General features: G+C 66.2%; 27 protein-coding genes. 14 read left to right on the forward strand and 13 right to left on the reverse strand.

Going from position 1 to position 24,825, the window contains the following annotated elements; all coding sequences use genetic code 11:
* Nucleotides 1-73 precede the first annotated feature (73 nt).
* A complete protein-coding gene (locus tag GPT34_RS08190; RefSeq protein WP_291010924.1) occupies nt 74-226 on the reverse strand; it encodes a hypothetical protein in 153 nt (50 codons plus the stop codon).
* Nucleotides 177-1,100 carry a hypothetical protein gene (locus GPT34_RS08195; protein WP_291010927.1) on the reverse strand — a complete coding sequence of 308 codons (924 nt, stop codon included), beginning with the start codon at nt 1,098-1,100 and terminating at the stop codon, nt 177-179. The genes GPT34_RS08190 and GPT34_RS08195 overlap by 50 nt, the downstream gene beginning before the upstream one ends.
* Before the next feature lie 286 nt (nt 1,101-1,386).
* On the opposite strand from GPT34_RS08195, the gene GPT34_RS08200 reads away from it, so the two are divergent.
* From GPT34_RS08200 to GPT34_RS08225, 6 genes are all read left to right on the forward strand, one after another.
* Nucleotides 1,387-2,301 carry a hypothetical protein gene (locus GPT34_RS08200; protein ID WP_291010930.1) on the forward strand — a complete coding sequence of 305 codons (915 nt, stop codon included), beginning with the start codon at nt 1,387-1,389 and terminating at the stop codon, nt 2,299-2,301.
* Nucleotides 2,302-2,340: 39 nt separating this feature from the next.
* Nucleotides 2,341-3,813 carry an aldehyde dehydrogenase family protein gene (locus tag GPT34_RS08205; RefSeq protein ID WP_291010932.1) on the forward strand — a complete coding sequence of 491 codons (1,473 nt, stop codon included), beginning with the start codon at nt 2,341-2,343 and terminating at the stop codon, nt 3,811-3,813.
* Nucleotides 3,814-3,835: 22 nt separating this feature from the next.
* Nucleotides 3,836-4,432 (forward strand): NnrU family protein, encoded by a 597-nt coding sequence (locus GPT34_RS08210; protein ID WP_291010934.1) that lies wholly within the window; start codon nt 3,836-3,838, stop codon nt 4,430-4,432.
* A gap of 58 nt (nt 4,433-4,490) precedes the next feature.
* The gene (locus GPT34_RS08215) at nt 4,491-5,612 is read left to right on the forward strand and encodes a PQQ-dependent sugar dehydrogenase (protein ID WP_291010935.1); all 1,122 of its coding nucleotides are present in this window, start codon (nt 4,491-4,493) and stop codon (nt 5,610-5,612) included.
* 129 nt (nt 5,613-5,741) lie between these two features.
* On the forward strand, nt 5,742-7,130 hold the full coding sequence (locus GPT34_RS08220; protein ID WP_291010936.1) for an ATP-grasp domain-containing protein: 1,389 nt from the start codon (nt 5,742-5,744) through the stop codon (nt 7,128-7,130).
* A gap of 13 nt (nt 7,131-7,143) precedes the next feature.
* Complete coding sequence (locus GPT34_RS08225) at nt 7,144-8,094, forward strand: patatin-like phospholipase family protein (RefSeq protein WP_291010937.1); 951 nt, start codon at nt 7,144-7,146, stop codon at nt 8,092-8,094.
* A 173-nt stretch (nt 8,095-8,267) separates the two neighbouring features.
* Here the strand turns inward: GPT34_RS08225 and GPT34_RS08230 are convergent, their stop codons facing one another.
* Together GPT34_RS08230 and GPT34_RS08235 are read right to left on the reverse strand one after the other, a co-directional pair.
* Entirely contained in the window at nt 8,268-8,756 is a 489-nt protein-coding gene (locus tag GPT34_RS08230; protein WP_291010939.1) for a hypothetical protein, read from the reverse strand.
* Nucleotides 8,757-8,766: 10 nt separating this feature from the next.
* Nucleotides 8,767-9,564: an SDR family oxidoreductase gene (locus tag GPT34_RS08235; protein ID WP_291010941.1), complete on the reverse strand. Its 798-nt coding sequence runs from the start codon at nt 9,562-9,564 to the stop codon at nt 8,767-8,769.
* Nucleotides 9,565-9,712: 148 nt separating this feature from the next.
* On the opposite strand from GPT34_RS08235, the gene GPT34_RS08240 reads away from it, so the two are divergent.
* Together GPT34_RS08240 and GPT34_RS08245 are read left to right on the forward strand one after the other, a co-directional pair.
* The gene (locus GPT34_RS08240; RefSeq protein WP_291010943.1) at nt 9,713-10,774 is read left to right on the forward strand and encodes a hypothetical protein; all 1,062 of its coding nucleotides are present in this window, start codon (nt 9,713-9,715) and stop codon (nt 10,772-10,774) included.
* A 27-nt stretch (nt 10,775-10,801) separates the two neighbouring features.
* On the forward strand, nt 10,802-11,263 hold the full coding sequence (locus GPT34_RS08245) for a MerR family transcriptional regulator (RefSeq protein ID WP_291010946.1): 462 nt from the start codon (nt 10,802-10,804) through the stop codon (nt 11,261-11,263).
* Between the two features lie 367 nt (nt 11,264-11,630).
* Here GPT34_RS08245 and GPT34_RS08250 read toward each other — a convergent pair whose 3' ends face one another.
* From GPT34_RS08250 to GPT34_RS08285, 8 genes are read right to left on the reverse strand one after another with little or no spacing between them, the layout of a single operon-like run.
* Entirely contained in the window at nt 11,631-12,281 is a 651-nt protein-coding gene (locus GPT34_RS08250; RefSeq protein WP_291010948.1) for a YHS domain-containing (seleno)protein, read from the reverse strand.
* 22 nt (nt 12,282-12,303) lie between these two features.
* Complete coding sequence (gene egtB, locus GPT34_RS08255) at nt 12,304-13,602, reverse strand: ergothioneine biosynthesis protein EgtB (protein ID WP_291010949.1); 1,299 nt, start codon at nt 13,600-13,602, stop codon at nt 12,304-12,306.
* Nucleotides 13,599-14,228: a methyltransferase domain-containing protein gene (locus GPT34_RS08260; RefSeq protein ID WP_291010951.1), complete on the reverse strand. Its 630-nt coding sequence runs from the start codon at nt 14,226-14,228 to the stop codon at nt 13,599-13,601. Before GPT34_RS08260 ends, egtB begins: the two co-directional genes overlap by 4 nt.
* 31 nt (nt 14,229-14,259) lie before the next feature.
* On the reverse strand, nt 14,260-14,610 hold the full coding sequence (locus GPT34_RS08265; protein ID WP_291010953.1) for a multidrug efflux SMR transporter: 351 nt from the start codon (nt 14,608-14,610) through the stop codon (nt 14,260-14,262).
* Nucleotides 14,611-14,614: 4 nt separating this feature from the next.
* Nucleotides 14,615-15,442, reverse strand: coding sequence for a phosphonate ABC transporter, permease protein PhnE (gene phnE, locus GPT34_RS08270; protein WP_291010955.1), 828 nt, complete (start codon nt 15,440-15,442; stop codon nt 14,615-14,617).
* Complete coding sequence (locus GPT34_RS08275) at nt 15,439-16,272, reverse strand: ABC transporter permease (protein WP_291010958.1); 834 nt, start codon at nt 16,270-16,272, stop codon at nt 15,439-15,441. Before GPT34_RS08275 ends, phnE begins: the two co-directional genes overlap by 4 nt.
* Before the next feature lie 5 nt (nt 16,273-16,277).
* A complete protein-coding gene (locus GPT34_RS08280) occupies nt 16,278-17,111 on the reverse strand; it encodes an ATP-binding cassette domain-containing protein (protein ID WP_291010960.1) in 834 nt (277 codons plus the stop codon).
* Between the two features lie 20 nt (nt 17,112-17,131).
* Complete coding sequence (locus GPT34_RS08285) at nt 17,132-17,956, reverse strand: putative selenate ABC transporter substrate-binding protein (protein WP_291011173.1); 825 nt, start codon at nt 17,954-17,956, stop codon at nt 17,132-17,134.
* 214 nt (nt 17,957-18,170) lie between these two features.
* Between GPT34_RS08285 and egtD the strand changes: the two genes are divergently transcribed.
* Together egtD and GPT34_RS08295 are read left to right on the forward strand one after the other, a co-directional pair.
* Complete coding sequence (gene egtD / locus GPT34_RS08290) at nt 18,171-19,175, forward strand: L-histidine N(alpha)-methyltransferase (RefSeq protein ID WP_291010963.1); 1,005 nt, start codon at nt 18,171-18,173, stop codon at nt 19,173-19,175.
* A gap of 32 nt (nt 19,176-19,207) precedes the next feature.
* On the forward strand, nt 19,208-19,663 hold the full coding sequence (locus GPT34_RS08295; protein WP_291010967.1) for a DUF302 domain-containing protein: 456 nt from the start codon (nt 19,208-19,210) through the stop codon (nt 19,661-19,663).
* A 73-nt stretch (nt 19,664-19,736) separates the two neighbouring features.
* Here GPT34_RS08295 and senA read toward each other — a convergent pair whose 3' ends face one another.
* Nucleotides 19,737-20,975 (reverse strand): selenoneine synthase SenA, encoded by a 1,239-nt coding sequence (gene senA, locus GPT34_RS08300; protein WP_291010969.1) that lies wholly within the window; start codon nt 20,973-20,975, stop codon nt 19,737-19,739.
* Here senA and senB point away from each other — a divergent pair.
* The 4 genes from senB (at nt 20,974) to GPT34_RS08320 (ending at nt 24,814) form a co-directional block, all read left to right on the forward strand.
* Nucleotides 20,974-21,969: a selenoneine biosynthesis selenosugar synthase SenB gene (gene senB / locus GPT34_RS08305; protein WP_291010971.1), complete on the forward strand. Its 996-nt coding sequence runs from the start codon at nt 20,974-20,976 to the stop codon at nt 21,967-21,969. The two genes, senA and senB, sit on opposite strands and share 2 nt — an antisense overlap.
* 59 nt (nt 21,970-22,028) lie before the next feature.
* Nucleotides 22,029-23,102 carry a selenide, water dikinase SelD gene (selD, locus tag GPT34_RS08310; RefSeq protein ID WP_291010974.1) on the forward strand — a complete coding sequence of 358 codons (1,074 nt, stop codon included), beginning with the start codon at nt 22,029-22,031 and terminating at the stop codon, nt 23,100-23,102.
* 124 nt (nt 23,103-23,226) lie between these two features.
* Nucleotides 23,227-24,342 (forward strand): phospholipase A, encoded by a 1,116-nt coding sequence (locus GPT34_RS08315; protein WP_291010975.1) that lies wholly within the window; start codon nt 23,227-23,229, stop codon nt 24,340-24,342.
* A 7-nt stretch (nt 24,343-24,349) separates the two neighbouring features.
* A complete protein-coding gene (locus tag GPT34_RS08320; protein WP_291010978.1) occupies nt 24,350-24,814 on the forward strand; it encodes an isoprenylcysteine carboxylmethyltransferase family protein in 465 nt (154 codons plus the stop codon).
* The last annotated feature ends 11 nt before the right edge of the window (nt 24,815-24,825 follow it).

Genomic DNA, 24,825 nt, shown 5'->3' on the forward strand with positions numbered 1-24,825 from the left:
GCGCTTTAGCAAGCGCCGTTCGCTAGACCCCACCCTGACTCGCGCCCAGGCTGGGGAATGCGCTCACATCTGTTCAACGGTACCTCCGATACCATTCGGCAGCCGAGAGGGCGTGTCCGGTGCGATCAACCACCGAGACGGTGGCGTGGCCGTCTCGTCCCGCCACGCGCACCCGGTCACCGTCGAAGCTGGTGAAGCTCATCGACATGCGTTCGCCGTACAGCATGGCCTGCTCCATCCAGGATGGACACGGTGATGCGCTCGCCCATGCGCAGCGAGGCGAAGAAGTCGGTGTAGTAGTGCACACCCGCCACGTTGCGCGCGATGGCGATGTTGGCCGCCAGCTTGTCGAGCTCGCCCTGTACCGTGAGCGCTGGTGAGCCGGCTGCTTTATTCAGCACCGCCTTGTTGCCCACATAGACCTTGCCGAAGCCGTAGGCGCCGCTGCCGCCAGGACCTTGGCCGGCGGTCAGCTGCCAGGGCAGCTCGGTCACGCCGTCGGCTAGGTACATCTCGAAAAACGCCTTGAGCGCGGTGACGCAGGCGCCCGCCACCGTGGCGTGGCCGGCCCCGTAGGCCGGGTGGGTGGGCGAGCCTTCAGGAGAGGCCATGGGTCGCAGGTAGTTCTTTCCAGCGGTAATCGCAGGTAGGTCGCCAGTGTTGCCATTGGGTGCCAAGATACCGGCCGACGCGGTGGGCGCGCCCGAGGTGTCCGCCGTGTTCTTGGCGGCGATCGCGCTCAGGATGCTGGCCGGGATCTTGGCCTGCAGCTCCGCCAGAGCGGTGCGCAGCGCGGGATCGGGCACGGCGGCGGGGAAGTTGGCGCCCACCGGCAGACCTTCGAAGCGGGCGTGGTCTTGTTGCAGCAGGGTGTCGTTGTATTCGCGGTAGGCCGTCAGATCGACAAAGCCGGTAGGTCCGTGCGGCAGGCCCTTGTGGAAGTTGCCGGCGTAGCTGTCGCCGTATGCCAGCTCCTCGCCGTTGGTGCTGGTGCGGGCCTGCCCGCGTTGAGGTGCGCTGTGCGCGGCGGTGCGGATCGACTGCGTCTGGGTGGCGCGCTCGTTGCGGTCGGGTTGCGGATGGCCAATGACGTTGCTCATGGTGAAACTCTTGAATTGGTGGTGGAACGGCGGTGCATGGCTCGGCTGTTCGCGTGCGCTGCGGTCAGCCGCTCGGGATCACGCACCATGCCAACTGCAGGCTAGGCTTGCGCACGCAACTTCACATCGATTGCGCAAGCGAGCGGCGCACCCAGGCGAGGGAAAACAGGGTCTAGCTTTCCCCAGGGCGAGGGATGCATGGGCGCCCGCTGCGGGCATTGGGTTGTTGTTGGCCGAAGCGGCGGCTATTCTGGGCAGCCAGACCGCGCCAAGCCGAGGAGACCGTATGCGCCCCGACGTGTTCCAAGCCCACGAAATCTTCAGCGCCTACCCGCCGCCGCTCAGCGACTACGGCCGGCGCTTACTGGCCGAGGGCGATTCGTGGTTCACGATCGGCACGCTCAACCTGCCGCGCTCGTCCAACATCCTGCTCAACCTGGAATTCCGGCGCTCCACCGCGGTGGTGAGCTGCGCCTACCCGGGCCACACGCTGCAGCACATGGTGGACAACCTTCACGATCCGTACTTCGACCGCTTTCTGCGCCAGCCCAACTTTTCGAGTTACTGGGAAGCGGTGCTGATCTCCGGCGGTGGCAACGACCTGATTGATGCCGCCCAGACCCCTTCTCAGGGCGGCCAGGGGCAGCCGGTGCCGGCCGAGGGCCGCCTGCTGCTGACCGCCAACGAGGTGGCGGCCAACACCACTGCCCAGGGCGCCGCGCGCTACGTGAGCGAAGCCGGGTGGAACCGGCTGGCGACCTACCTGCGGGTTAACTACGCCGAGCTGGTGCTGCGCCGCGACCAGGGTCCGAGCCGCGGTCGACCGCTGTTTCTGCACACCTACGCGGTGCCGGTGGTGCGACCTTCGGGCACGGTGGGGGCGCCGCGCGGCTGGTTGTACCCCGCGATGGTGGCCTACGCCATCCCCGAGGCCGACTGGCAGGCGCTGGCCGAGTTGCTGTTCACCCGTTTGCGCGAGCTGCTGTTGTCGCTAGACCAGGGCAGCGGCCTGCCGGGCGCGCTGTCGCAAGTGCATGTCTTCGATTCAGCAGTCTTGCAGACCCTGGCGCCCGCCGCACCGGGCACTTCCGGGCGCTCGGGGGACTGGATCAACGAGATCCACCTGACCCCCACGGGCTACCGCAAGCTCGGCCGTGCCATGGGTGCCTTCATCGATACGGTGCTTTCGGGGTACCCTTGACGGTGTTCGCCGCCTGCTGCGGCCGCGTGGTCCACGTTCATGAGCACCCTGCAACCCGTCAATGCCCGCACCGGTGAGCCTCGCGGCAAGCCGATACCCGCCTCCACCCCTGAAGAGATCGACGCCGCGGTGATGCACGCCGCCGCGGCCGCTGACGCCTGGGCAAGCAGCGCCCCGATCAAGCGCGCGCAGCTGCTGCGCGGTCTGGCTGGTGCGCTGGAGATCGATGCTGAGACCCTCGTGGCTTGGGCCGAACTCGAGACCGCGCTCGGCCCGGTGCGCCTGGCGGGCGAGCTGGAGCGCTGTGCGTTCCAGTTGCGCCGCTTTGCCGAGCTGGCCGAGGCCGGGGTGCCCATCGCCGCTCTGGTGGAACCGGCGGTGCCAGGTGCCCCGCCGCGCGGTCACCCGGGCATGATGCGCCAGCGCCTGCCGCTGGGTCCGGTGGCGGTGTTCGCCGCCAGTGCATTCCCGTTTGGTTCGTCGGTGCTCGGTGGTGACACCGCGTCGGCACTGGCCGCGGGCTGCCCGGTGATCGTCAAGGCCCACCCGGGTCACCCTGGTTTGTCGCAGCGCCTTCACGCGGTGGCGCGACCGGTGCTCGCACTTAACGGCCTGCCTGAAGGTCTGGTGGGCATGGTGCAGGGTGCCGAGCCCGAGATCGGCGCCGCCCTGTTGCGTCACCCGCAGCTGGCGGCTGTGGCCTTCACCGGCTCCCAGCGTTCGGGCCTGGCCTTGCAGGCGCTGGTGCAGGCGCGAACGAGGCCGATCCCCTTTTTTGGACAGCTCAGCGCCACCAACCCGGTGGTGGCTCTGCCCGAGGCGCTGGCGCTGCGCGGTGCCGAGCTGGCGACTGCGCTGGCCGCCACCATCGCCCAAGGGGGTGGGCAGTTCTGCACCAGCCCTGGCGTGGTGCTGCTGCTCAAGGATCCCGCGTCAGATGAATTCGTGACCCAGCTCACTCGGCTGCTCGGCCAGCACAAGCCCCAGCCCATGCTGGGTGCAAGCACCCGCTCGGCGTTTGACGCCGGTGTGCGCAGCTGGCTCGACCACGGTGCACACCCGCTGCTCGCACCACCCGGCACGCCGCTGGCGCCTTTGTCCCAGCTGTTCCAGGTGAGTGCGGCTCGTTTCCTGGAGCGCCCAGCCCTGCGCGACGAGGTGTTTGGCCCGGCTTGTCTGCTGGTGCGCGCCGAAAGCCGCGATGAGGTGATCGAGGCGCTGCGTGCGGTGGGCGCCAGCCTCACCGTGACCCTGTGGGGAGCGGACGCCGACACGCCAGACAACCACGCGCTGGTGCGCGCAGCGACCGCCATCGCCGGGCGCGTGCTGTTCTCCGGCGTGCCGACTGGCGTGACCATCTCGCCAGCGCAGCACCACGGCGGCCCCTGGCCGGTGACGACTGAGCCGCAACACACCTCGCTGGGCGATGCCGCGCTGGACCGCTTCCTGCGGCCAGTCTGCCTGCAGGACCCGCCGGCCTGGCTGCAGGCGCGGCGCGGTCTGCCTTGTTAGTCCATCCAAGAGGGGGTGCCGCATGGCCTGGCTGATCCTCGGCTTGATGCTGTTTCTCGGCGTGCATTCGGTGTCCATCGTTGCGCCGCATGCGCGTAACCGTTGGGTGCAACGCCTGGGCGAAGGGCCGTGGAAAGGTCTGTACACGCTGGTGTCGATCGTTGGCTTTGGCCTGATCGTCTGGGGCTACGGTCAGGCGCGCGAAGCGCCCGTGTTGCTCTACAGCTTGCCGGGTGGGTTTCGGCACCTCGCTGCCTTGCTCATGCTGCCGGTGTTTGTGCTGCTGTTCGCGGCGTATTTGCCAGGGCGCATCCAGGCGCTTGTGAAACACCCCATGCTGCTGGCGGTGAAGTTCTGGGCCTTGGCGCACTTACTGGCCCAATCGGTCACCGGTGGCACCTTGGCCGATGTGCTGCTGTTTGGTGGTTTTCTGGTCTGGGCCATCGCCGACCGCATCTCGGTCAAGCGCCGCGCCGCCGCCGGCCTCTTGCGCAGCCTGCCGCTGGGACCACCGCGCGCACTGAACGACGCCATCGCGCTCGTCGGTGGACTCGCGGTTTACGCGCTGTTCGCTTTCTGGCTGCACGCGGTCCTGTTCGGTGTGCGGCCGTTCGGCTGATCCGGGAACCTGCAGCGGTGCGCAGACATCCCACAGGCCCATCTACTGGAGTCCACCCATGAAACCTGCCCTGCTCACCACCGTTCTTGTGCTGGCCGCCAGCATCTGGCCAGCCGTGTCAGGTGCGCAGTCGTCTGCGGTGCGTACCGAGGTCGTGGCGAAGGGCTTGGAGAACCCGTGGGCCATGGCATTCATCGGCGAGGGACGGGTGCTGGTCACCGAGCGGCCCGGCACCATGCGGGTGGTCGGCGCCGATGGCCGAGTCAGTGAGCCGCTGGCCGGCGTGCCGCCGGTCGTAGCGCAAGGCCAGGGCGGCCTGCTCGACCTCATCACCGACCGCGACTTCGTCCGCAACCGCACCGTGCACTTCTGCTACGCCGAGCCCGCCGCCAGTGGCTCCGCCAACTCCACCGCCATGGCCTCGGCCGTGCTCTCAGCCGACGCGCGATCGTTGGAGCAGGTGCGGGTGATCTTCAGCCAGAAACCGAAGTACAGCAGCCGGCTGCACTTTGGCTGCCGCATCGTGCAGGCCACCGATGGCAGCCTGTTCCTCGCCCTGGGCGACCGCTTCCAGCGCATGGCCGACGCGCAGACCCTGGACAACCACCACGGCAAGGTGGTTCGCGTGAAGCCCGATGGCAGCCCGCACCCCGACAACCCCTACCTGAACCGCGCCGGTGCGCTGCCGGAAATCTGGAGCATTGGTCACCGCAACCCTCAAGGCGCCACGCTCGGCCCCGATGGTCAGCTCTGGGAGCTGGAGCACGGCCCTCAGGGCGGCGACGAAATCAACCGCCCCGAGGCCGGCAAAAATTACGGTTGGCCGGTGATCACCTACGGCGAGAACTACGGCGGTGGCGCCATCGGCGAGGGCATCACCGCCAAGGCCGGACTGGTGCAGCCGCTGCACCACTGGACGCCTTCGATCGCGCCTTCCGGCATGGCGTTTGTGAGCAGCGAGCGCTATGGCAAGGACTGGGTCGGCAACCTGCTGGTGGGTTCGCTCAAGTTCCGCTACCTGGCCCGACTCACGCTGGATGGCACACGGGTGGTGAAAGAAGAGCGCCTGCTGCCCAACCTGAACCAGCGCGTGCGCGATGTGCGCCAGGGCCCGGACGGCTTCATCTATTTGCTGACCGATGCGCGCAATGGCGAGCTGCTTCGCCTGCTGCCGCGCTGAGCGTTTGTAAGAATCTGGCGGCTTGAACGACTCAAGTCCGCCGGCAGCGGATGACGGGGTCGACCCGGTGCATCCAGGCCCCGGCCTCGAATGGCTTACCCTTTGACCGACAGCGCCCGACCACTGCCCATGCCCATCCAGCCCCGCACCCTGATCCTCTTTGATTACGACTGGGATGCCCTCGGCCACGCCCGGGCGGCAGCGGGGCAGGGACTGGCGCTGGACCGATCGGGCTTTGACCTGTTCACCTTCCCCAGCAATGCCCGCCTGGCCTGGTTCGACATGGGGCGGTATGTGGAAACGCTGGTGCAGCGAGCTCGCCTGCGCGGCTGGCAGGCGGTGACGTCGCATCACGAACAGTTTGGCGCCCTGGCCGCAGCCTTGCTGGCCGAGCGCATGGGCTGGCCCGGCACGCCCGTCAACGCCATCCTGGCCTGCCAGCACAAGCTCTACGCGCGCCAGGTGCTACAGCGCGTGGCGCCGGAGGCCAATGTGCCGTTCGAGCTGCTCGATGCCGAATATGGCGCACCCATTCCGTCCGGCCTGGACTACCCGCGCTTTGTCAAGCCGGTGAAGGCTGCGTTTTCGGTGCTGGCGCGCCGCGTCGACAACCACAGCGAGCTGCACCGCCACACCCGCTTTGGTGCCTGGGAGCTGTGGGTGATCCGCCGCCTGGTCGAGCCCTTCGAGCGCATGGTGCGCGAGCGCCTTGGCGCGCAGGTGCCCAGCGCCCACCGAATGCTGCTGGAGGCGCCAGTGCAGGCCGAGCAGTTCAACCTCGATGGTTATGTGTTCAACGGCCAGGCTCACCCCATCGGCGTGGTCGACGCCATCATGTACCCCGGCACCCAGGCCTTCATGCGCCACCAGCTACCGACCCGGCTCGCGCCCGCCGTGCAGGCGCGAGCGCTCGACGTGGCGCGCCGCTTTCTCGCGGCGGTGGGGTTCACGCACGGCCTGTTCAACATGGAGTTTTTCTTCGATGCTGTCACCGACCGGCTGACCGTGATCGAGTTCAACCCGCGCATGGCCTCGCAGTATTCCGACCTGTACCAGCGTGTGCTTGGTGTGGACCTGCACGCCATGGGCCTGGTGCTGGCGCATGGGCGCGACCCGGCCACGGCGCCGCGCGCCTCACCCACTGCAGGCGCCGCCGCAAGCTTTGTGTATCGGGCGTTCGACTCGGCAGCTTCGGTGCGCATGCCCGATGCCACCCAGCAGCGTGCCTTCCACCGCGCCTTTCCTGATGGCCTGCTGTTTCCGTACCCCAAGTCTCCCGGCTCGGTGGCGCGCGATTACAAGTGGCTGGGCAGCTACCGCTACGGCATCACCCACCTGGGTGGGCTTGACGAAGCCGACCTGCAAGCGCGCTGCGAAGCGGCCAGTGCCTTGCTGAGCTGGCCAGCGCCCTATGCCGACACCGCACCAGCGCCTGCCGATCACCCCGCCGCCACCGTGCCGCACTCGCCGGTGCTGCATGGCCTCGGCCCGGTGAGGGCCGTCCGGGTGAGCTCATGAGTGCAGCGCGCTGGTGCGTGACGCCATGGTGCCGCCTGGCGGGCCTGTGAACGCCGCTACACGGGAACCGAGCGCACCGGCAGTGTCGCGCTCGCTCTCCCGGCGCAGTCTGCTACTCGGCGGCGCCGCCGCGTTGGCCGGCTGCACGCTCAATCCTGACCGAGACCACAGCGGTCCCGACGCGCCGCAGGCATTGCCGCTGTCGCGTTCGCCGCGCACCGCCTGGGTGTTCAGCTCGGGCGGGCCGCGCGGCTTTGTGCATGTGGGCGTGCTCAAGGCGCTTGAGGAACTGGGGCTGGCGCCCAACCTCATCGTCGGCGCCTCGGCAGGCGCGCTGGTCGGGAGCCTGTACGCCGCAGGGCTGAATGCGGGCGCCATCGAAGCCCTGGCGCTGGAGTTTCAGCCGCTCTCGCTGGCGCGCTGGGCCTGGGGCCAGGATGAGCGTCTGAGCGGCGCCGCCATCGCCGACCTGGTGCGCGAGCAAGCACCCAAGACGAGGCTGGAGCACATGCCCCTGGCCATGGCCTGCGTGGCCGCGCGCCAGCGCGACCACACTGCCGTGGCTTTCACCGCTGGCGACGTCGGCCTGGCCGTGCAGGCGTCCAGCGCCATCGAAGGCCAGTTTGCGCCGGTGCGCATTCGGGGTGAGCGCTACGTGGACGCCGACTGGACCACGCCGCTCCCCGTGCGCGTGGCCCGAGCCCTGGGCGCGCAGAGCATACTAGCCATCGACGCCAGCGCCCACCTGGACCGTGCACCAGCCGGCGCCGAGCGCTACCGCGCCTCGGACCTGCGCAAGCAGGCACTGGTGAACGCCGACGCCGAGCAGGCCGATCTGGTGCTGAAGCCCGACTTCGGTTACTGGGTCAGTCTGTCGCGCGAGTTCCGCGAGCGCGCCATGGAGGCGGGGTACCGGGAGACGCTGGCTCAAGGCGCGGCGCTGCAGGCGCTGCACGCGGCTTGATGTTCCTGAAAGAGACTTTCGGGGGGCTGTTTGGGCGGGGCAGCGTTGCGGCTGTTAGTGTGTTGCCTTGCGGCCACCTCATCCAGGTCATGTGCGACGGGCCTTGGTGGGGTGAATCCGCCCTGGTCAGCCGCCAGCCTCTCGCCTTTGGCCGGCGTGTCACTCCCAGCGGATCAGGTTGGAATCGAACCCATCGCAGACAAGTAGTCTGCACCCCTGGCCTCGGCAAATATGTCCAGCGTCAGCGTGAAGGCTGCCTGCAAGACCAGACCTACACCGATGCCCGCTGCCATGTCATAACGCTGCAGAAAGGCAATCATGCCAACACCGCCGATCAGCAGCACCATTTCGACCGCCTTGTAGATTGAAAAGTTTTTCATCACCGTCTGCATTCGGGTGGTTTCTTCCGCCTTCAACGCCGTAGGGTTCGCATTCAGCTGAGCGCTCAAGGTGGACAGCTGCGTGTCGGTGCGCAGGTAGACCGAAGCGCCCACCGCCATCTGCATCAGTGCAATGACCACCAGCGGGTAGGCCATGGACTTCAGGCGATGGCCGTTCATCCAGAGCCAGACGCTGATGCCAATGGCCAGCAGGCCAACGGCGATGAATATCAAACTTTCCTGCTTCTCTGCTGCGAAGTAGCTGCTCATGTGGTTGATCATGATTTGGGCCTTATGCGATGGGTCTGGTCAAGGTCTTGACCACCTTGGTGGCCAGGTTGCGAGGTGTGATGCGCATGCTTTGCGCCATGGCCCAATTCACGAAGCCAGGGATGTAGACCCGCTGCCCGCGCTGCATGGCGCGGTAGCCCAATGCAGCCACTGCTTCTGAGGTCGGCAGTTTCTTGCCCTTGACCAGTGCCGAGCTGCCCAGATCGGCCTTGTCCTGAAAGCCCGAGGCCGTCGGTCCGGGACACAGCGCCGTCACGGTCACACCGGTGTCTTCCAGCTCGGACGCGATGGCCTCCGAGAAGCTCAGCACAAAAGATTTGGTGGCGTAGTACACCGCCATGTAGGGGCCCGGCTGAAAAGCGGCCGTGGAGGCTGTATTCAGAATCTTGCCGCGCGTGGCCAACAAATCGGGCATGAAGAGCTTGGTCAGCACGACCACCGTGTTCATGTTGAGCTGCATCATGGCCAGCTCTGGCGCCAGCGCCGAGTCCTTGAACTCACCAAAGGCGCCGTACCCGGCGTTGTTGACCAGGGCGCTCAGGACCATGCCGCGCGCTTTGACCTCCGAGTGCAGCTTCGCCGCGCCATCGTTGGTTTCGAGGTCTGCACCGATGACGGTTGCGGCCACCTTGAATTGCTCTTGCAGTTCGTCGGCCAAGGCCTGCATCTTGGCCACGCCACGGGCTGCCAGCACGAGCTGATAGCCGTCTTGCGCAAAGTGGCGGGCCAGCGCCTTGCCGATGCCGGAGGAGGCGCCCGTGATGAGTGCTGTTTTGTGGGGTGTTGGGGGTGTGGCCAAGGTGAATCTCCAAAGGGCTTTCGCCGATGGGAGGATTAAAAACCCGGCACCAAGGTGCCAGGTCAAGTGCCTTGGTGGCTTCAGTCAAGGGTATTGAAAGAGCTTGACCTGGCACCTTGGTACCAGGTTTAGGATGGCTCCCAATCTCATGAAAAAAGATCCTGATCCCAGCACGCCCCGGCACTGCCACCTGGTTGGTCTGGCACGTGGGCTGGTTGTTGGTGTTGCAGCGCTCAGCCTGATGGGCGCGCGCGCTCATGAACCCCAGCAAACTGTGGCGGCTTTGGCATCGTCCGCCACTGAAGCACTGGACGTGGATGCTTCACGGTTCACCGCAAATGACTTCGATTGGTTTGACAGCCAGCGCCAACGCCGGGTGCCCGCGAAGCTGTATCTGCCCGCCGCCAAGGCGGTCGTGGGCTCGGTGCCACTGGTCGTCTTTTCACACGGCATCGGAGGCTCCAGGGACGGGTACAGCTACCTCGGTCGTTACTTGGCCGCTCACGGATATGGCAGCCTGCATGTGCAGCACGTGGGCAGCGACCGCCGGCTCTGGTTTGGCAACCCGTTTGCCCTGCCTGCCCGCTTGAGCGATGCCGCGCAAGACTCGGAGGCGCTCCATCGGGTGCAAGACCTTCGGTATGCGCTCGACAAGTTGCTGGCCGCGCAAGAGGGCGCCCTGTTCGACAATCGGAGAATCGTCGCCGCCGGTCACTCCTATGGCGCCAACACAACCATGCTGATTGCGGGCGCAAAGGTTGAGCAGCACGGGCAAACGGTGTCGCTGAGAGACCCCAGAATCAGTGCGGCCATCCTCATCTCAGCGCCCCCTTTCTATGGAATGGGGGACCCCAGCGAAATACTCGCCGGCATTGCCATTCCGACGCTGCACATCACCGCCACGGACGACGTGATTCAGATCCCGGGTTACGTCTCTGGTCTCCAGGATCGCCTGGATATCTTCAAAGCCATGGGCCGTGAGCGTGCCGCACCCAAAGTGCTCGCCGTTTTCAGAGACGGGTCGCACAGCATCTTCACTGACCGCGCAGGCACCGGTGGCCTGAACCTGAACCCCAAGGTGAAAGTGGCCACACGCCAACTGGCGCTGGCCTTCTTGAACGCGATACCAGCCAGCAACTACCTGGCGGTGGATGCGTGGTCACTCAGCCATGGCGAGCTGGTCGCCACATTTGAAAAGCAGGTGCCTTAGGGCCTGCTCACCTGACTCCACGCAATCATGAAGAACGTCATCGCCGTGAAAGCTTTCAAGTCGCTGCAGACGACCAGTGCCTTGTGCAAAGCCGCCAACGTCACCCGCGGTCAATTGCGCTTGTATGAGGAGGAGGGGTTGATTGCGCCACAGAGCCGAACCGAAGCCGGTTATCGCCAATATGGTAACGATACGCTGGATCGGCTCAAGGCCATCATGCATCTGAAGGAACTCGGCTTCACGCTGGCCGAAATCGCGCTGCTGCTGTCCGATCGCGATTACGGTGAAATCGATGAGCAAGCCATTCAGCGGCTGGCTGGAGAAGTCTTGTCCAAAATCGATGAACGCATTGCTGGCCTGCAAGTCATTCGTGGCTATGTGGCACCGGTTGCCGTGGGCGACATGAGCGTGCTGCAGGATGAAGACTGCAACTTCGTCGTGGAATTCATGACGGCTTTGTCTGCCGAGAAAATCAGGCGACGCGCTTGATCCTGTGCCTGAGGGCGATGCTGGCCTGCAGCACCAGACGCAGACCTCGCCAACCCGTCCACACCACCTCTCCTCGGCAGAGCCTGGCTGCGATTGGCCTGCGAGGTCCGGCTCCGTTGCCATCCCAATGCCCTCGCCAGCTGGCTGAGCGCTGCAGCCGCCGCACATGCGTGGGCGCCATGGCAGCCCAAGTCAGGACCACGGCGCTTTGTGGCCATCCCAAAACGGCTTGGTTGTCGAGGCTGGCCTTGCGCGCGAAACGCCAGCTCACGAGGGGCAGCCCTGCAAGCAGCTGTCTGCACCGACGAATCGAAAATCCGAATCAGGTCAACAACACCCAATCGCAGTCGACGGAGCGCCCGCCCGTTCAAGGCGTCGCCGGCACCACCTGCGGCTGGCCCGGCATCACCGGCAGCGTACCAGCCGCCAGCTTGGCTTCCCACTCGGCTTGCAGCGCGCCATCGGTCTTGTAGTGCGGCACACGGAAGATCAGGCGCTTGTAGCGAACGAACACGGCGTTGGAGCCAGCGATCTCGTCACGCCAGAGCTGGTGGGCGAGTTTGAGGTTTTCTTCGGTGGCCATTTCGAAGTGGTCGCGCGACGACTGGCCGCCAAACACGTAGAGCTTGCCGCGGTAGATGCGCCAGGTGTTCGGCCCACCGCCGGCGCCCCAGGGCACGGCGTAGTTGATGCCGTTGGCACAGAAACCTCCGAACTGCGGCATGTACTTCGCGGGGTCGCGCAGGAACTCGGCGCGGTTCTGTTCGGAGGCAAAACGCCAGGTCACACCCTGGTATTCGCTCTGGATCGCCGGGTTACCCAGCACCGCGGCGTTTTGCGAGAAGTAGCTCACCGGGTCGTAGCCGAGCAGCATCAGGCGCTGGGCGCTGGCGTCGCTCATGGTGCGAAAGGGTGGGCCCTGGTCGGCGTTGCCAGCGGCGTGGGCGGCGGCGGGCAGGCCGCTGCCGAGCAGGGCGGCGCTGCTGAGCAGCAGGGTGAGGGTGTCGCGTCGGTTCATGGCGTTCTCCTTGTGTGGCGGATCAGGCGTCGCGCGCTAGGCGCAGGCCACTGAACTGCCAGCGGGCTTCGGTGGGGAAAAAGTTGCGGTAGCTGGTGCGGATGTGGCTGCGTGGCGTGGCGCAGGAGCCGCCGCGCAGCACCATCTGGTTGATCATGAACTTGCCGTTGTACTCGCCCACGGCACCGGCCCAGGCTCGGTAGCCGGGATAGGGCAGGTAGCTGCTGGCGGTCCATTCCCAGACATCGCCGCCCATCTGCAGCAGACCCGCGCGGGCGCGCGGCGGTGGCATGGGGTGCAGCGCGCGGCTTTCCGAGAAGTTGCCGTGTTCGGTCCAGGCATCGCCCGATGCTTCGGCGGCGTGTTCCCACTCGGCTTCGGTCGGCAGGCGAATCGCCTCGCCGTCTTGTGCGCTGCGCCAGCGGGCATAAGCGTCGGCCTCGAACCAGTTGATGTGCACCACCGGGGTATGGGGGTCGATGCGCGCGCGCCCGTGCAGGGTGAAGTTGGTCCAACCCCCTTCGCCGTCGCGCTGCCAGTACAGCGGCGCGATCGCCTGCTGTGCCTGTACCCAGTCCCAGCCGGCCGACATCCACCAGCGCGCATCGGTGTAGCCGCCATCCTGCATAAAGGCCAGCCACTCGCCGTGGGTCACCAACCGGTTCGCTAGCGCGTAGGGCGCGAGCAGCACGGCGTGGCGCGGGTGTTCGTTGTCGAACGAAAACCCATCGCCCCTGTGACCGATGTGCACCGCACCCCCATCAAAACCGATCCATTGCGTGGGCACGCTGGCCACGCTGGACAGCGGCCAGGGCGCGCGGTACACCGGCGCCAGCGGGTTCTGCGCCAGCAGGTGCTTGATGTCGGTCAGCAGCAGTTCCTGGTGTTGTTGTTCGTGGTGCAGGCCCAGTGTGACCAGTTCAGCCATTTCTGAAGGCACAGGCTTGGTCAGCAGCGCCGCCATGCGGTCATCTACCTGCGCACGGTAGGCCTTGATCTCGGCGAGGTCGGGGCGGGTGATGAGGCCGCGTTGCGAGCGCGGATGTTGATCGCCCACACCCTGGTAGTAGCTGTTGAACAGCACGCGGTAGGCCGGATGAAATGGCTGGAAGCCCGCTTCGAAACGCTCCAGCAAGAAGGTCTCGAAAAACCAGGTGACATGGGCCAGGTGCCATTTGGTGGGACTGGCATCGAGCATGGACTGGACCTGGCAGTCGGCTTCGGACAGCGGTGCGGCCAGTGCCAGCGTCTTCGCGCGCACCTCAGCGTAGCGCTGGGCCAGCGAAGAGGCCGGTCGGGTTTGCGGCACAGGGGTGCTCATGATCGATCTCCTCGGTAGATGGCGCTGGCGATGTAGCCCATGCCCCATTGCGTGCTCTGCCATTCAAGCTTGTCGCAGCGCTCGGCCACCAGGCTCCACGGCGACCAGAGGTCGGCCGCCTTGGCGTTGTACGGTCGGTTCTTGAGCCAGGCCAGCAGGTTCAGCGGCCCGGTCCACCAGGGGAAGAACTTGATGCCGGCCATCGCCACGCGCGCGCCGGGCCGCACCTGGCGAAAGATGTTGGCCACCGCCGCAGGCGTGCGGCAGATGTCGTGTGTGTAGTTGAACAGCACCGCGTCGGCCAGGGCCGGCAGCACCATGGTTTCGGCCGGCTGGTTGGTGTGCCACACATTGGCCCAGCCTTCGCGAGCGACCCGGTCTTGTCCCACGGCAAACATCTCGGGGCTTTGTTCAAAGCCCAGCACCCGCCCCTGGTCGCCCACGCCTTCGCGCAGCAGCGCGTAGCTCAGGCCAGTGCCGGCGCCCACGTCGAGCACAGTCTGGCCCGGCTGCAGCTTCAGCAGGCCGATGGTGCGCCGGCGCAGCGGCATGGTGAATTCGGCTGAAGCGTCGTAGCCCGCAGCCTTGTTGCGGTAGCGTTCGATGGAGAGTTCGTTGTCGGTCATGGCTGTCTGTGTCGACCCTGGGCGTGCTTTCTTACGGCACCGCGACACGCGACGCGGAGTGCAGCCCCATCACACCGATGATGATCAGGCCGATGCTGACCAGCTTGATGGCGGTGGCTGGCTCCTTGAAGTAATACACGCCGATCAGCGCGGTGAGCACGGTACCCACGCCCGACCACACACCATAGACCACGCTCAGGCCCAGCACCCGGATGACCAGTGTGTTGAGCGCAAACGAGAGCGCGTAGAACACGAAGATCAACACCGAGGGCGTGAGCCGGGTGAAGCCTTCGGACAGGCGCATGCAGGTGGTGCCCGCGACTTCGAGCAGGATGGCGCCGCCGAGCACGGCCCAGGCTTGAGGATGGGTGAGCAGCATCATGGATTCAGCTTGTGAGCAGGCGGCGCGAGAAGTGGCTGGCGGCGTCAACCAGCGCCACCATGAGCAGCATGGCCGCGAGGATGGTGGCGGTCTTGTTCATCTGGAACAGACCCATGTGGAAAGCCAGCAGCTGGCCCAAGCCACCCGCGCCGACCACGCCGAGCACCGCGGCGGCGCGGATGTTGTTTTCCCAGCGGTACAGGGTGTAGCTCATGAGCTGCGGCAACACCTGCGGCAAGGTGGCAAACAGAAACACGCGACCGTTGCCCACGCCTTGCACGCGCAGCGCTGCGCCCGGGCCGGGCGGTGCGTTTTCGATCGCTTCGGCAAACAGACGGCCGAGCACACCACTGGTGTGCAAGGCCAGCGCCAGCGTGCCAGCGAAGGGCCCCAACCCGGCCGAGATCAGCAGCAAGGCGGCCCACACCAGCTCGGGGATGCTGCGCAGGGCGTTGAGGACCAGGCGAGTCGGTCCACGGGCCCAGGCCGCATCGCTGCTGTGCAGCCGGCTGGCGGGCAGGGCCAGAGCCAGGCCCACCACGGCCGCGAGCAGCGTGCCAAGTGCCGACATGGCCAGCGTCTCCCAGGCGCCGATGGCGACCTTGGTGACAAATTCAGTCGACAGGTCCGGCGGAAAAAACTCGGCCAGAAAACGGCCCATGCTGCGCGCGGCATCCAGCGAAAGAAACTGCGCCCACTGCAGATCCAGCGACCAGAAGCTCACCACGATCAGCACGACCAAAGCCGCCATGAACCAGCAGGCTCGGCAGCGCGCGTTGAACAGCGGCGGCGGCAGCCGGTAGACCTCGTTGGCGGCGTGTGGCTTGTTCATCCGAGCGCTTTGCGAAGCCAGGCGCTGACCTGATCGGCCAGGGCCACCAGCGCGATGAACACCAGCAGCAGCGTGGCGACTTCGCCGCCGTTGAACATCTTCATCGAGTTGTCCATCTGCTGGCCCAGGCCGCCCGCGCCCACGAAGCCCAGCACGACCGACGAGCGGATGGCGCATTCCCAACGGTAGACGGTGTAGCTGGTGAGCTCGGCCGCGTTGGACGGCAGCAGGCCGTAGAAGAAAGCCTGCAGCCGGCCCGAGCCATTGCGCAACAGATTTTGCGTGGCCTGGGTTTCGCCGCTTTCCAGGATTTCGCCGTAGACCTTGCCCAGCATGCCGCCGTAAGTGAGCGCGATCGCCAGCACGCCCGCGGTCGGACCCAGGCCGACGACGCGCACAAACACCAGCGCCCACACCAGCTCCGGCATGCTGCGCAAAAACACCAGGAACCAGCGCACACCTTGACGCAACCACGCGGGCCCGCGCGCCATGGCGCCGGACAATGCCGAGATCGACAGCACACGCGTCGAGAGAAGGGTGAGCGGCACCGCCACCACCAGCGCCAGTGTGAGTCCGGCGGTGGCCATGGCGATGGTGCGCCAGGTTTCGCGCAGCACCAGACCCATGAATTCGGCGTTGAGTGTGAGCGGCCAGAAGCTGCCAAGAAACTGGCCGGTCACCTGCAGGTTACGCGGCTCCACCAGGACCCAGGGCTTGAACTCGGTGGCCACACCCAGTGGCCACAGCACCACCAGCAAGGCGCTGATCCAGAACAGACGACCGATCCAGGCCGGGTCGCGGTCGGGGGCTCGAAGCGCCTGCGTGGTCATCGGGGTCAGCGGCAATGCATCACGACGGGCTGCAGTCTGGCGACGTCTTCGGGCGGAGGCAGTGGGACCTCGCCACGCAGCTCGTGCTCAAACTGGTCGTACAGCGCAGCCAGTCGCTCGCGCGTGACCTGATCTGCCGGCAAGTCAAACGCCACTTGGCCGTCGCGCAGACCAATCACGCGCGGGAAATGCGCCAGTGCCACATCCACCTGGTGCAGCGTGGCCACCAGGGTGACACTGCGTTCGCGCGCACCATGTAGCAGCGTGTCGATGGCCTGGCGCGAGCGGGTCGGATCCAGGGCCGAGAGCGGTTCGTCGATGAACCAGGCCTTGGCCGGCGCCAGCAGCGCACGCGCCAGGCCCACGCGCTGGCGCTCGCCGCCCGAGAGCCGGTCGACCCGCTCGAACAGCTTGTCGGCCAGGTCGAATCGGTCCAGCGCTTCAAAGGCGGCCGGGATGTCGCTCGGGTAAAACAGCGAGCGCAGGCTGGCCAGCAGCCCCATCGCAGGCAGGCGTGCCGCCAGTACCGAAGTCACCACACGCTGGCGTGGCGGCAACGGGGGCACCTGAGGCGCCAGAAACAGCTGGCCGCGCAGGCGCTGCAAGGCCGAGCGCGACAGCTGCCAGGGCGCCACACCGTCGAGCCGGAACACACCGCTGCTCGGTGGAAGCGCGCAGGCCAGTACCTGCAGCAGCGTGGTTTTCCCGGCACCCGAGGGTCCGATCACCGCCACCTGCTCACCGGTATCGATGTTCAGACGAAGCGACCGGATGGCGGGTGACGCCCCCGGCCGTGCGGCCGGGTGACGCGCGTTGGCACCGTTGAGCTCGATTTTCAAACGGACGACCTCTCAGGCGATCAGAGCAACGCGGCTGCGCGAGCGGCAGCCTCGATACCCTTGTAGTTTTCGGCCTTGGTCGGCACGAAGCGGGTGGCGCGCTGAAGATCCAGAATTTCCTTGCCCTCTGGCGAACTCTTGTTCAGGTCGAGGAAAGCCTTGGTCAGCTTTTCACGGGTCGCGGCGGGCATGTCCGCGTGCACCGTCCAGTTGTAGTCGAAGTAAGGCGGTGTGGTGAAGAACACGCGGACCTTGGTGGTGTCCACCTTCTTCTCGTTGACAAATCGCTCCCAGACCGAGATGTTGAGCGCACCGGCCTGCACCTTGCCAGAGGCGACGGCAGCGATGGTGGCATCGTGCGCGCCGCTGAAGGACACGCGTTTGAAATCCTTGTCAGCGTTGACACCCGCATCCATCAGAAAGCTGCGCGGCATCAGGTGTCCAGAGGTGCTGCTCTGCGAACCGAAGCTCACATCCTTGCCTTTGAGATCGGCCAGGGTTTTGATGTTTGGGTCGCTGGTGATGAACACTGACCTGAACTTCTCGTCTTCCTCGCGCTGCGCGATCGGGATCACCTTGCCACCGGAGCGCACATTGGCCTGCACAAAGGTGAAGCCACCAAACCAGGCCAAGTCGACTTTTTTGTTGACCAGCGCTTCGACCGACGCCGCGTAGTCGGTCACGGGCGTGAACTCAACCGGCATGCCCAGCCGCGCCTCCAGGTACTTCATCAGCGGCCCTGCCTTGCGAGCCAGTTCGGTTGGCGATTCGTCAGGGATGGCGGTTACGCGGAAAACCTGCTGCGCCTGCGCTGCCGCGGCGACGCAGAACAGCGCGCTCACCATCAGGGCTTTGAAACGGGTGGTCGGGTTCAGGTTGATCATGGGAAATTCCTTGGTGTGACAAACAAACGAATGCAGAAAGTATTAAAACCTGAGAATGCCCCTGAGGTGGCTGGTGAGGATTGGGTGAAATCCCCTGTAAGAAATTTTCGCCAGCGCCGACTCCTTTCATGGCGCTCCGGCGTCTCCAGCTGCAGGCTTGCCTGCGCCCCCACCCATGTCCCTCGAAACACCACAGCCCCACTTCATCCAGGTCCACCAGGACGATCAGCAGGCCGTGCGGGCCGAATTGTTGTCCGGCTTGGCGCAGTCGCCAGCGCGCGTGGCGCCGAAATTTCTGTATGACGCGCTGGGCTCCCGCCTGTTTGACGCCATCACCGAGCTGGCCGAGTATTACCCCACGCGCACCGAAGTAGCCATTTTTGCGCAGCACGGGCGAGACATGGCGCGCGCCGTCGCCCCGAGCTCGGTGCTGATCGACTTGGGCGCTGGCAGCTGCGCCAAGGCCGCACGCCTGTTTGCACCGCTGCAGCCCGCGGCCTATGTGGCGGTGGACATTTCGGTGGACTACTTGCGCGCCAGCTTGCTTACGCTGCAGCAGCGCCACCTCGGCCTGCCCATGCTGGGGCTGGGGCAGGATTTTTCCAGCGAGCTGGCCCTGCCGGAGGCGGCGCAACGCTGGCTCGCGACCCAGGGCGCGGCCGACGCGCCCCGCACCGTGTTTTATCCCGGTTCGAGCATCGGCAACTTCACGCCGCCAGAAGCCTTGACCCTGCTGCGCCAGGCGCATGCGCTGTGCGCGGCGGGTGGTGCCGGTGGTGGCTTGTTGATCGGCGTGGATCGCGTCAAGCCCAAGGCGGTGCTGGAGCCAGCCTATGCCGACGCGCTGGGCGTGACCGCCGCTTTCAACCGCAACCTGCTGTTGCATGTGAACCGGGTTCTGGGCACCGACTTCGATCCCGCGCAGTGGGATCACGTGGGGCTTTTCGATGAAGCGAAGTCGCGCATCGAAATGCACTTGCAGGCCCGGGCTGCCCATGCAGTGCGCTGGCCACAAGGCGAGCGCCACTTCGCGGCCGGTGAGCGCATCCACACCGAGAACTCTTACAAGTGGACGCCTGACGCGTTTGCTGCGCTGCTGAGCGAAGCGGGTTTTGCACCGGCGACGCACTGGACCGATCCGCAAAGCTGGTTCAGCGTCTTCTGGGCGCCAGCCACCTGATCTGTTTTTTTACCCACTGAAGGAGATTCACCATGACATTTCGCCAACCGCTTGCCGCTACATTGCTGCTGGCCGCCAGTCTCTCGCTCGCTCATGCGGCAGATGGGCTGATCGCGGTGAAGAGCCCGCACAGCGCCAAAGCCACCATGGACAAGCTCGAAGCCGTGGCCAAGGAAAAAGGCCTGAACGTGTTCGCCCGCATCGACCACGCGGCTGGCGCGACCAAGGTGGGCAAGACGCTGCGCGCCACCGAGGTGCTGATTTTCGGCAACCCACAGGGTGGCACGCCGTTCATGGAATGCGCGCAGTCGGTGGGCATCGACCTGCCGCTCAAGGCCCTGGTGTGGGAAGACGCTGCTGCGCAGGTCTGGGTCGGCTATAACGACCCGGCCTGGATCGCCAAGCGCCACGCCGTCGAGTCCTGCCCGGTAGCCGGCAACATCGCCAAGGCGCTGGCGGCGATCACCGAAGCCGCGGTGGCCAAGTAAGGCGTCAGACCATAAGGACGCGCGCAGCGGCGGAGCCGCGAGTTGCATCCGAAGGACGGCGCTCGCAAGGGAGCTACACGCTCACTGCGCTGCGAAAGCCGGACAGGATGTCGTTGCGCTCGTGGGGGAAGTAGTTGCGGTACTTGGGGTGGCGCATGCGCGGGACCGTGGCCAGGCTGGCGCCTTTGAGCACGGGCCGGCCGTCGAACCACGGGCGGGAATAGTCCACGTAGGGCTGGGCGACGAAGCCGGGGTAGGGAGTAAACGGGCTGCTGGTCCACTCCCAGACCTCGCCCCAGGCGAAGCCTTCGGCGCTGTGCGCGGCGCGCTCCCATTCGGCCTCGGTGGGCAGGCGCCGGCCCGCCCAGCGGCACCAGGCCTCGGCTTCGAAGGCGGTGAGGTGGCAGGCCGCCGCCTCCATGTCCAGCGGTTGCCAGCGCCCGTGGGTTTGCTGTTCCCAGCCTGCAACAGTCGAGCGCAGGTAACGGGGTGCGGTGGCGCCGTTGCGCGACAGCCATTGCCAGCCAGCGTCGCTCCAGCAAGCACGGTCTCGGTAGCCACCCTGGTTGACAAATTGCAGGTACTGCGCCCAGCGAACCGGCTGTGCATCGATCTCGAACGCGGCCACCGGCACAGCGTGCGCACCCAGCTCGTTGTCGAAAACGAAGCCGTCGGGCGCCTTGCCCAGCGTCCAGATGCCGCTGTCCAGCCGCAGCGTCTGAAAGGCGGGTGGGACTGATGGGCGCGGGTGGGCCGTTTCGCCCGGGTCAAAGCCCAGCGTTTGCGCCATGTAGACCGCAGCCTCGGCGTGCATGTCTTCGTGGAACAGCGCGAGGCGGTGGAAGTACAGTCCCTGGTCGTCGTCCTCGGCGGTCTGCAGCAGTGCCAGCGTGTCAGCCAGGCTGGCCTCCAGCTGCGCCCGCGTGGCGCCGGCATCGGGCAGCTCGAGTTGCCAGCGACGGTCGTGGGCCACGGTGCTCGAGTTGTAGAGGCTGTCGCTGCTCGCGCCGCGCCCGGGCTGGTGTGGCTGCGTGCGTGGCACATCCGGGTCGGCCTGCGTGCCCAGGTGGCGCTGCGGGTTGCGGGCGATCCACCAGTCGGCAAACCAGCCCACATGGCCCAATTCCCATAGCGGCAGGTTGAGTTCGGGTGTGCAGGGTACACGCAGCTCGGGGCCGAGCGCGGCCTCGTAAGCCGCAAACAGGCGCAGCGTTCGCGCACGCGCGTCAAGCAGCAAAGCCTCCAGTGCGGCTTTGTCTGCGCGGCGCGCCCCCAGCGCTTCGGACACAATGCCTGACTTCGTCCAGCCCATGCAAAAACCTTCTCTCTGTATCGTCACCCCCGCGCTGGCCGACGCCAACAACGGCAACTGGCAGACGGCGCGCCGTTGGGCGCGACTGCTCCGAGGTCATTATCGGGTGCGCCTGAGCAAAACCTGGTCTGGCGACAGCGCGGAAGATGGGCAGACCGATGCGCTGCTCGCGCTGCACGCGCGCCGCTCGGCCGACTCGATTTCGGCCTGGGCCAGGTTTCGGCCCGGGCGGGCGCTGGTGGTGGCGCTCACCGGCACCGACCTTTACCGCGACATCACGCACGACGCCAGCGCCCAGCGCTCGCTCGCGCTGGCGCACCGTCTCATCGTCTTGCAAGACCAGGGGCCGCGCGATGTGCCCGAGGCCTGGCGCGACAAGTGCCGCGTGGTGTTCCAGTCCAGCACGCGCCGGAGCACCTTGGTCAAGACTACACAGCACCTGCGCGCGGTGGTGGTTGGCCACCTGCGCGACGAAAAGTCGCCGCAAACCATTTTTGAAGCTGCGCGGCTGATCGCGCCCGAGGAAGGCATTCGCATCGACCACCTGGGCCAGGCGCTGGACCCGGGGTTGGGCGATGCCGCGCGCGCCACGCAGGCCGCCTGCCCACACTACCGCTGGCTGGGCGGTGTGGCACACGGCGCCGCGCGCGATCGCATCCAGCGTGCCCATGTGTTGCTGCACCCCAGCCGCATGGAGGGCGGCGCGCACGTGATCATCGAGGCCGTGCTGAGCGGCACGCCGGTGCTGGCCTCTGAGATTGCCGGTAACGTGGGCATGCTGGGTGCAGACTACGCAGGCTATTTCCCGCCCGGCGACGCCGTGCAGCTGGTCGAGCTGCTGCGCGCCTGCCGTGCGGGCATCGGGCAACCGGCTGGCACGCTGGCGAGCCTGCAAGCACAATGTGAAGCACGCGCAGCCTGGTTTGAACGCGAATCGGAGCAGCGCCACCTGTTGCAGGCGCTGGCCGGGCTGCCCGGCACCGAACAGTTGTAAGGCAGGCGCCTTTGAGCCGACCCACCTGTTGAAACCTTCCCCCCATTCCCGGAGACGACATGAACGCACCGACCCACCCCGCCGGCACCGAGCCCCGCCTGACCAGTCTCTCGCATGGCGGCGGCTGCGGCTGCAAGATCGCACCCGGTGTGCTGAGTGAAATTCTCAAGGGCACCAGCTCCATGCCGATCCCGAAGGAACTGCTGGTGGGCATCGAGACCGCAGACGATGCGGCGGTCTATCAGCTCAACGAAGAGCAGGCGCTGATCGCCACCACCGACTTTTTCATGCCGATCGTGGATGACCCCTACCACTTCGGGCGTATCGCCGCGGCCAATGCGATCAGCGATGTGTACGCCATGGGAGGCACACCCATCATGGCGCTGGCGCTGGTGGGCATGCCAGTCAATGTGTTGTCCACCGCCACCATCGGCAAGATCCTGGACGGCGGCCAGAGCATCTGCCGCGAGGCCGGCATTCCGATCGCCGGCGGCCACACCATCGACTCTGTGGAGCCGATTTACGGGCTGGTGGCGCTCGGGCTGATTCACCCCAAGCACGTCAAGAAAAACGCCGATGCCAAAGTGGGCGACCGCCTCGTGCTCGGCAAGCCGCTGGGCGTGGGCGTGTTGTCAGCGGCGCTCAAGAAAGATGCGCTGTCTCCCGAAGGCTACGAGCAGATGATTGCCAACACCACCAAGCTCAATACCCCAGGCCCCGACCTGTCCAAGCTCGATGGCGTGCACGCGCTGACCGACATCACCGGTTTCGGCCTCGCGGGCCACGTGCTGGAAATGGCGCGCGGCGCCAAGGCGGCAATCCACATCGACCTGGCGCAGGTGCCGCTGCTGCCCGGCGTGCGTGAGCTCGCGGCGCAGGGCATGGTGACCGGCGCTTCTGGCCGCAACTGGGCCGCGTATGGCCACGAGGTGCAACTGGGCGCAGGCGTGTTGCCGGTGGACCAGGCGCTGCTGAGCGATCCGCAGACCAGTGGTGGCTTGCTGGTGGCGTGCGCACCCGAGACGGTGACCGACGTGCTGGCTATCTTCCAGCGCCACGGCTTTGCCGCTGCGGCCGATGTCGGCGAAATCCGGGCCGCACGCAGCGACGGCGTCCGCCTCACGGTGGGCTGAGCGCAGCGTTCGCCCCGGGCCGCATGGATGGGCTAGGTGGGCAAGCTATATGCCGCACCGATTGACAACATCGGTTGCACGGTGTGCGGCTGTGGTGTCTGCGCGTCTGTTCTACCATCGCATCATGAAGCCGCTATCCCTGTTGTTGTCCACCGCGATGCTGAGCGCCCTGTCGCCTGCCCACGCCAATGACTGGCTCACCTGCGCCACCATCACCGACAACGCGGAGCGTCTGACTTGCTTCGACCAGAAGGCCAGGCAGTTCGCCAACCCGGTCGAACTGCAAAGCCCGCCCCCCGTGCCGTACGCTACCCCACCGACGACGGTGCCTGAGCCACCGGTTGCATCTGCCGCGCAGCGCGCTAGCGCGCAACCCAGCGAGATCACCCGCTTCTGGGATCTGGAGCATGCCACCGCCCGCGACAACTTCGAGCTGCACGCTTACCGGCCAGTGTCGCTCAGCCTGGTTGGGGGGCATCCGGTCAATACCTTGCCCGATTCCCCTGCGGTCGGTCGCACGCCGACCAGCGCTTTGCCCTACCAGCCGGGCGAACTCAGGATCAATCTGAGCGTGCGCACCAAGGTTCTGAGTGGATTCCTGCGCCGCGATGACGATCCGTTGCGCGACTCGCTCTGGTTCGGTTACACCCAGCAGAGCTACTGGCAGCTGTTCAACGGGGACATTTCGCGGCCGTTTCGCAGCACCGATCACGAGCCTGAGCTCATGTACGTATTCCCGCACTTCATCAGCCTGCCCGGGGGCTGGACCTACCGAATGAGTGCGGCCGGCGTGGTGCACCAGTCCAACGGCCAGAGCCTGCCGCTGTCGCGCAGCTGGAACCGCGCGTTTGTCATGGGCGCGGCCGACAAGATTGCCAACAACGGCGACCGCTTCACGCTGCAGACTCGCGTTTGGCGACGCATGGATGAAAAGCCTGGTCAGGATGACAACCCCGACATCAGCGAATTCGTGGGCCGTGGGGAAGTCGTAGGCCGCTGGAGCTTCGACAGTGGTGTGGGCACCGACAAAACCTTGCACACGCTGGGCCTCACGCTGCGCCATTCGCTGCGGGCTAGCGGACGCGGCTCGGCTCGCCTGGAGTACTTGCGCAGCATCGGGCGCCCCGATACCGGCTTGCGCTTTCACGCACAGCTGTTCAGCGGATACGGCGACAGCCTGATCGACTACAACCGCAAACGCACCGTGTTCGCCGCAGGCCTGAGCCTGGTGGACTGGTGAAGTGCTCATGAACACCCACGCCCTGGATACCCGAATTCCCCCGCCGGTGGTGGCACTCATCGTAGCGCTGCTAATGTGGAATGCCTCGGCCTGGTGGCCGCTGTTGGATCTGCCCGCGTGGCGGATTCCGCTGGCGCTGGGGTTGGTGGCGGTAGGCGCCGCGTTTGATCTCTCAGGCCTTTGGGCCTTTCACCGTGCCAGGACCACGGTGAATCCGATGAAGCCGGGCAAGACCTCCAGCCTAGTGAGTAGCGGCGTCTACCGCATCTCGCGCAACCCGATGTACGTGGGGCTAGCCCTGTTTCTGTGCGCCGGCGCGGTGATGTTGTGGTCGCCCCTGGCACTGTTGGGGCCACCAGTCTTTGTGGCCTACATCAGCCGCTTTCAGATCGCGCCTGAAGAACGCGTGTTGAGAGAGCGCTTTGGTGAGGTCTACGTGGATTACTGCGCCCGTGTGCGCCGCTGGCTCTGACGCCGCGGGCG

Origin of the sequence: Hydrogenophaga sp., assembly GCF_011390835.1 — a bacterium.
Taxonomy (GTDB): domain Bacteria; phylum Pseudomonadota; class Gammaproteobacteria; order Burkholderiales; family Burkholderiaceae_C; genus Hydrogenophaga.

What these genes read in the sequence shown, in the direction of transcription:
- GPT34_RS08190 (WP_291010924.1), bottom strand. Translation starts at nt 226, where the DNA reads ATGCTGTACGGCGAACGCATGTCGATGAGCTTCACCAGCTTCGACGGT.
- GPT34_RS08195 (WP_291010927.1), bottom strand. Translation starts at nt 1,100, where the DNA reads ATGAGCAACGTCATTGGCCATCCGCAACCCGACCGCAACGAGCGCGCC.
- GPT34_RS08200 (WP_291010930.1), top strand. Translation starts at nt 1,387, where the DNA reads ATGCGCCCCGACGTGTTCCAAGCCCACGAAATCTTCAGCGCCTACCCG.
- GPT34_RS08205 (WP_291010932.1), top strand. Translation starts at nt 2,341, where the DNA reads ATGAGCACCCTGCAACCCGTCAATGCCCGCACCGGTGAGCCTCGCGGC.
- GPT34_RS08210 (WP_291010934.1), top strand. Translation starts at nt 3,836, where the DNA reads ATGGCCTGGCTGATCCTCGGCTTGATGCTGTTTCTCGGCGTGCATTCG.
- GPT34_RS08215 (WP_291010935.1), top strand. Translation starts at nt 4,491, where the DNA reads ATGAAACCTGCCCTGCTCACCACCGTTCTTGTGCTGGCCGCCAGCATC.
- GPT34_RS08220 (WP_291010936.1), top strand. Translation starts at nt 5,742, where the DNA reads ATGCCCATCCAGCCCCGCACCCTGATCCTCTTTGATTACGACTGGGAT.
- GPT34_RS08230 (WP_291010939.1), bottom strand. Translation starts at nt 8,756, where the DNA reads ATGATCAACCACATGAGCAGCTACTTCGCAGCAGAGAAGCAGGAAAGT.
- GPT34_RS08240 (WP_291010943.1), top strand. Translation starts at nt 9,713, where the DNA reads ATGAAAAAAGATCCTGATCCCAGCACGCCCCGGCACTGCCACCTGGTT.
- GPT34_RS08245 (WP_291010946.1), top strand. Translation starts at nt 10,802, where the DNA reads ATGAAGAACGTCATCGCCGTGAAAGCTTTCAAGTCGCTGCAGACGACC.
- GPT34_RS08250 (WP_291010948.1), bottom strand. Translation starts at nt 12,281, where the DNA reads ATGAACCGACGCGACACCCTCACCCTGCTGCTCAGCAGCGCCGCCCTG.
- egtB (WP_291010949.1), bottom strand. Translation starts at nt 13,602, where the DNA reads ATGAGCACCCCTGTGCCGCAAACCCGACCGGCCTCTTCGCTGGCCCAG.
- GPT34_RS08260 (WP_291010951.1), bottom strand. Translation starts at nt 14,228, where the DNA reads ATGACCGACAACGAACTCTCCATCGAACGCTACCGCAACAAGGCTGCG.
- GPT34_RS08265 (WP_291010953.1), bottom strand. Translation starts at nt 14,610, where the DNA reads ATGATGCTGCTCACCCATCCTCAAGCCTGGGCCGTGCTCGGCGGCGCC.
- phnE (WP_291010955.1), bottom strand. Translation starts at nt 15,442, where the DNA reads ATGAACAAGCCACACGCCGCCAACGAGGTCTACCGGCTGCCGCCGCCG.
- GPT34_RS08275 (WP_291010958.1), bottom strand. Translation starts at nt 16,272, where the DNA reads ATGACCACGCAGGCGCTTCGAGCCCCCGACCGCGACCCGGCCTGGATC.
- GPT34_RS08285 (WP_291011173.1), bottom strand. Translation starts at nt 17,956, where the DNA reads ATGGTGAGCGCGCTGTTCTGCGTCGCCGCGGCAGCGCAGGCGCAGCAG.
- egtD (WP_291010963.1), top strand. Translation starts at nt 18,171, where the DNA reads ATGTCCCTCGAAACACCACAGCCCCACTTCATCCAGGTCCACCAGGAC.
- GPT34_RS08295 (WP_291010967.1), top strand. Translation starts at nt 19,208, where the DNA reads ATGACATTTCGCCAACCGCTTGCCGCTACATTGCTGCTGGCCGCCAGT.
- senB (WP_291010971.1), top strand. Translation starts at nt 20,974, where the DNA reads ATGCAAAAACCTTCTCTCTGTATCGTCACCCCCGCGCTGGCCGACGCC.
- senA (WP_291010969.1), bottom strand. Translation starts at nt 20,975, where the DNA reads ATGGGCTGGACGAAGTCAGGCATTGTGTCCGAAGCGCTGGGGGCGCGC.
- selD (WP_291010974.1), top strand. Translation starts at nt 22,029, where the DNA reads ATGAACGCACCGACCCACCCCGCCGGCACCGAGCCCCGCCTGACCAGT.
- GPT34_RS08315 (WP_291010975.1), top strand. Translation starts at nt 23,227, where the DNA reads ATGAAGCCGCTATCCCTGTTGTTGTCCACCGCGATGCTGAGCGCCCTG.
- GPT34_RS08320 (WP_291010978.1), top strand. Translation starts at nt 24,350, where the DNA reads ATGAACACCCACGCCCTGGATACCCGAATTCCCCCGCCGGTGGTGGCA.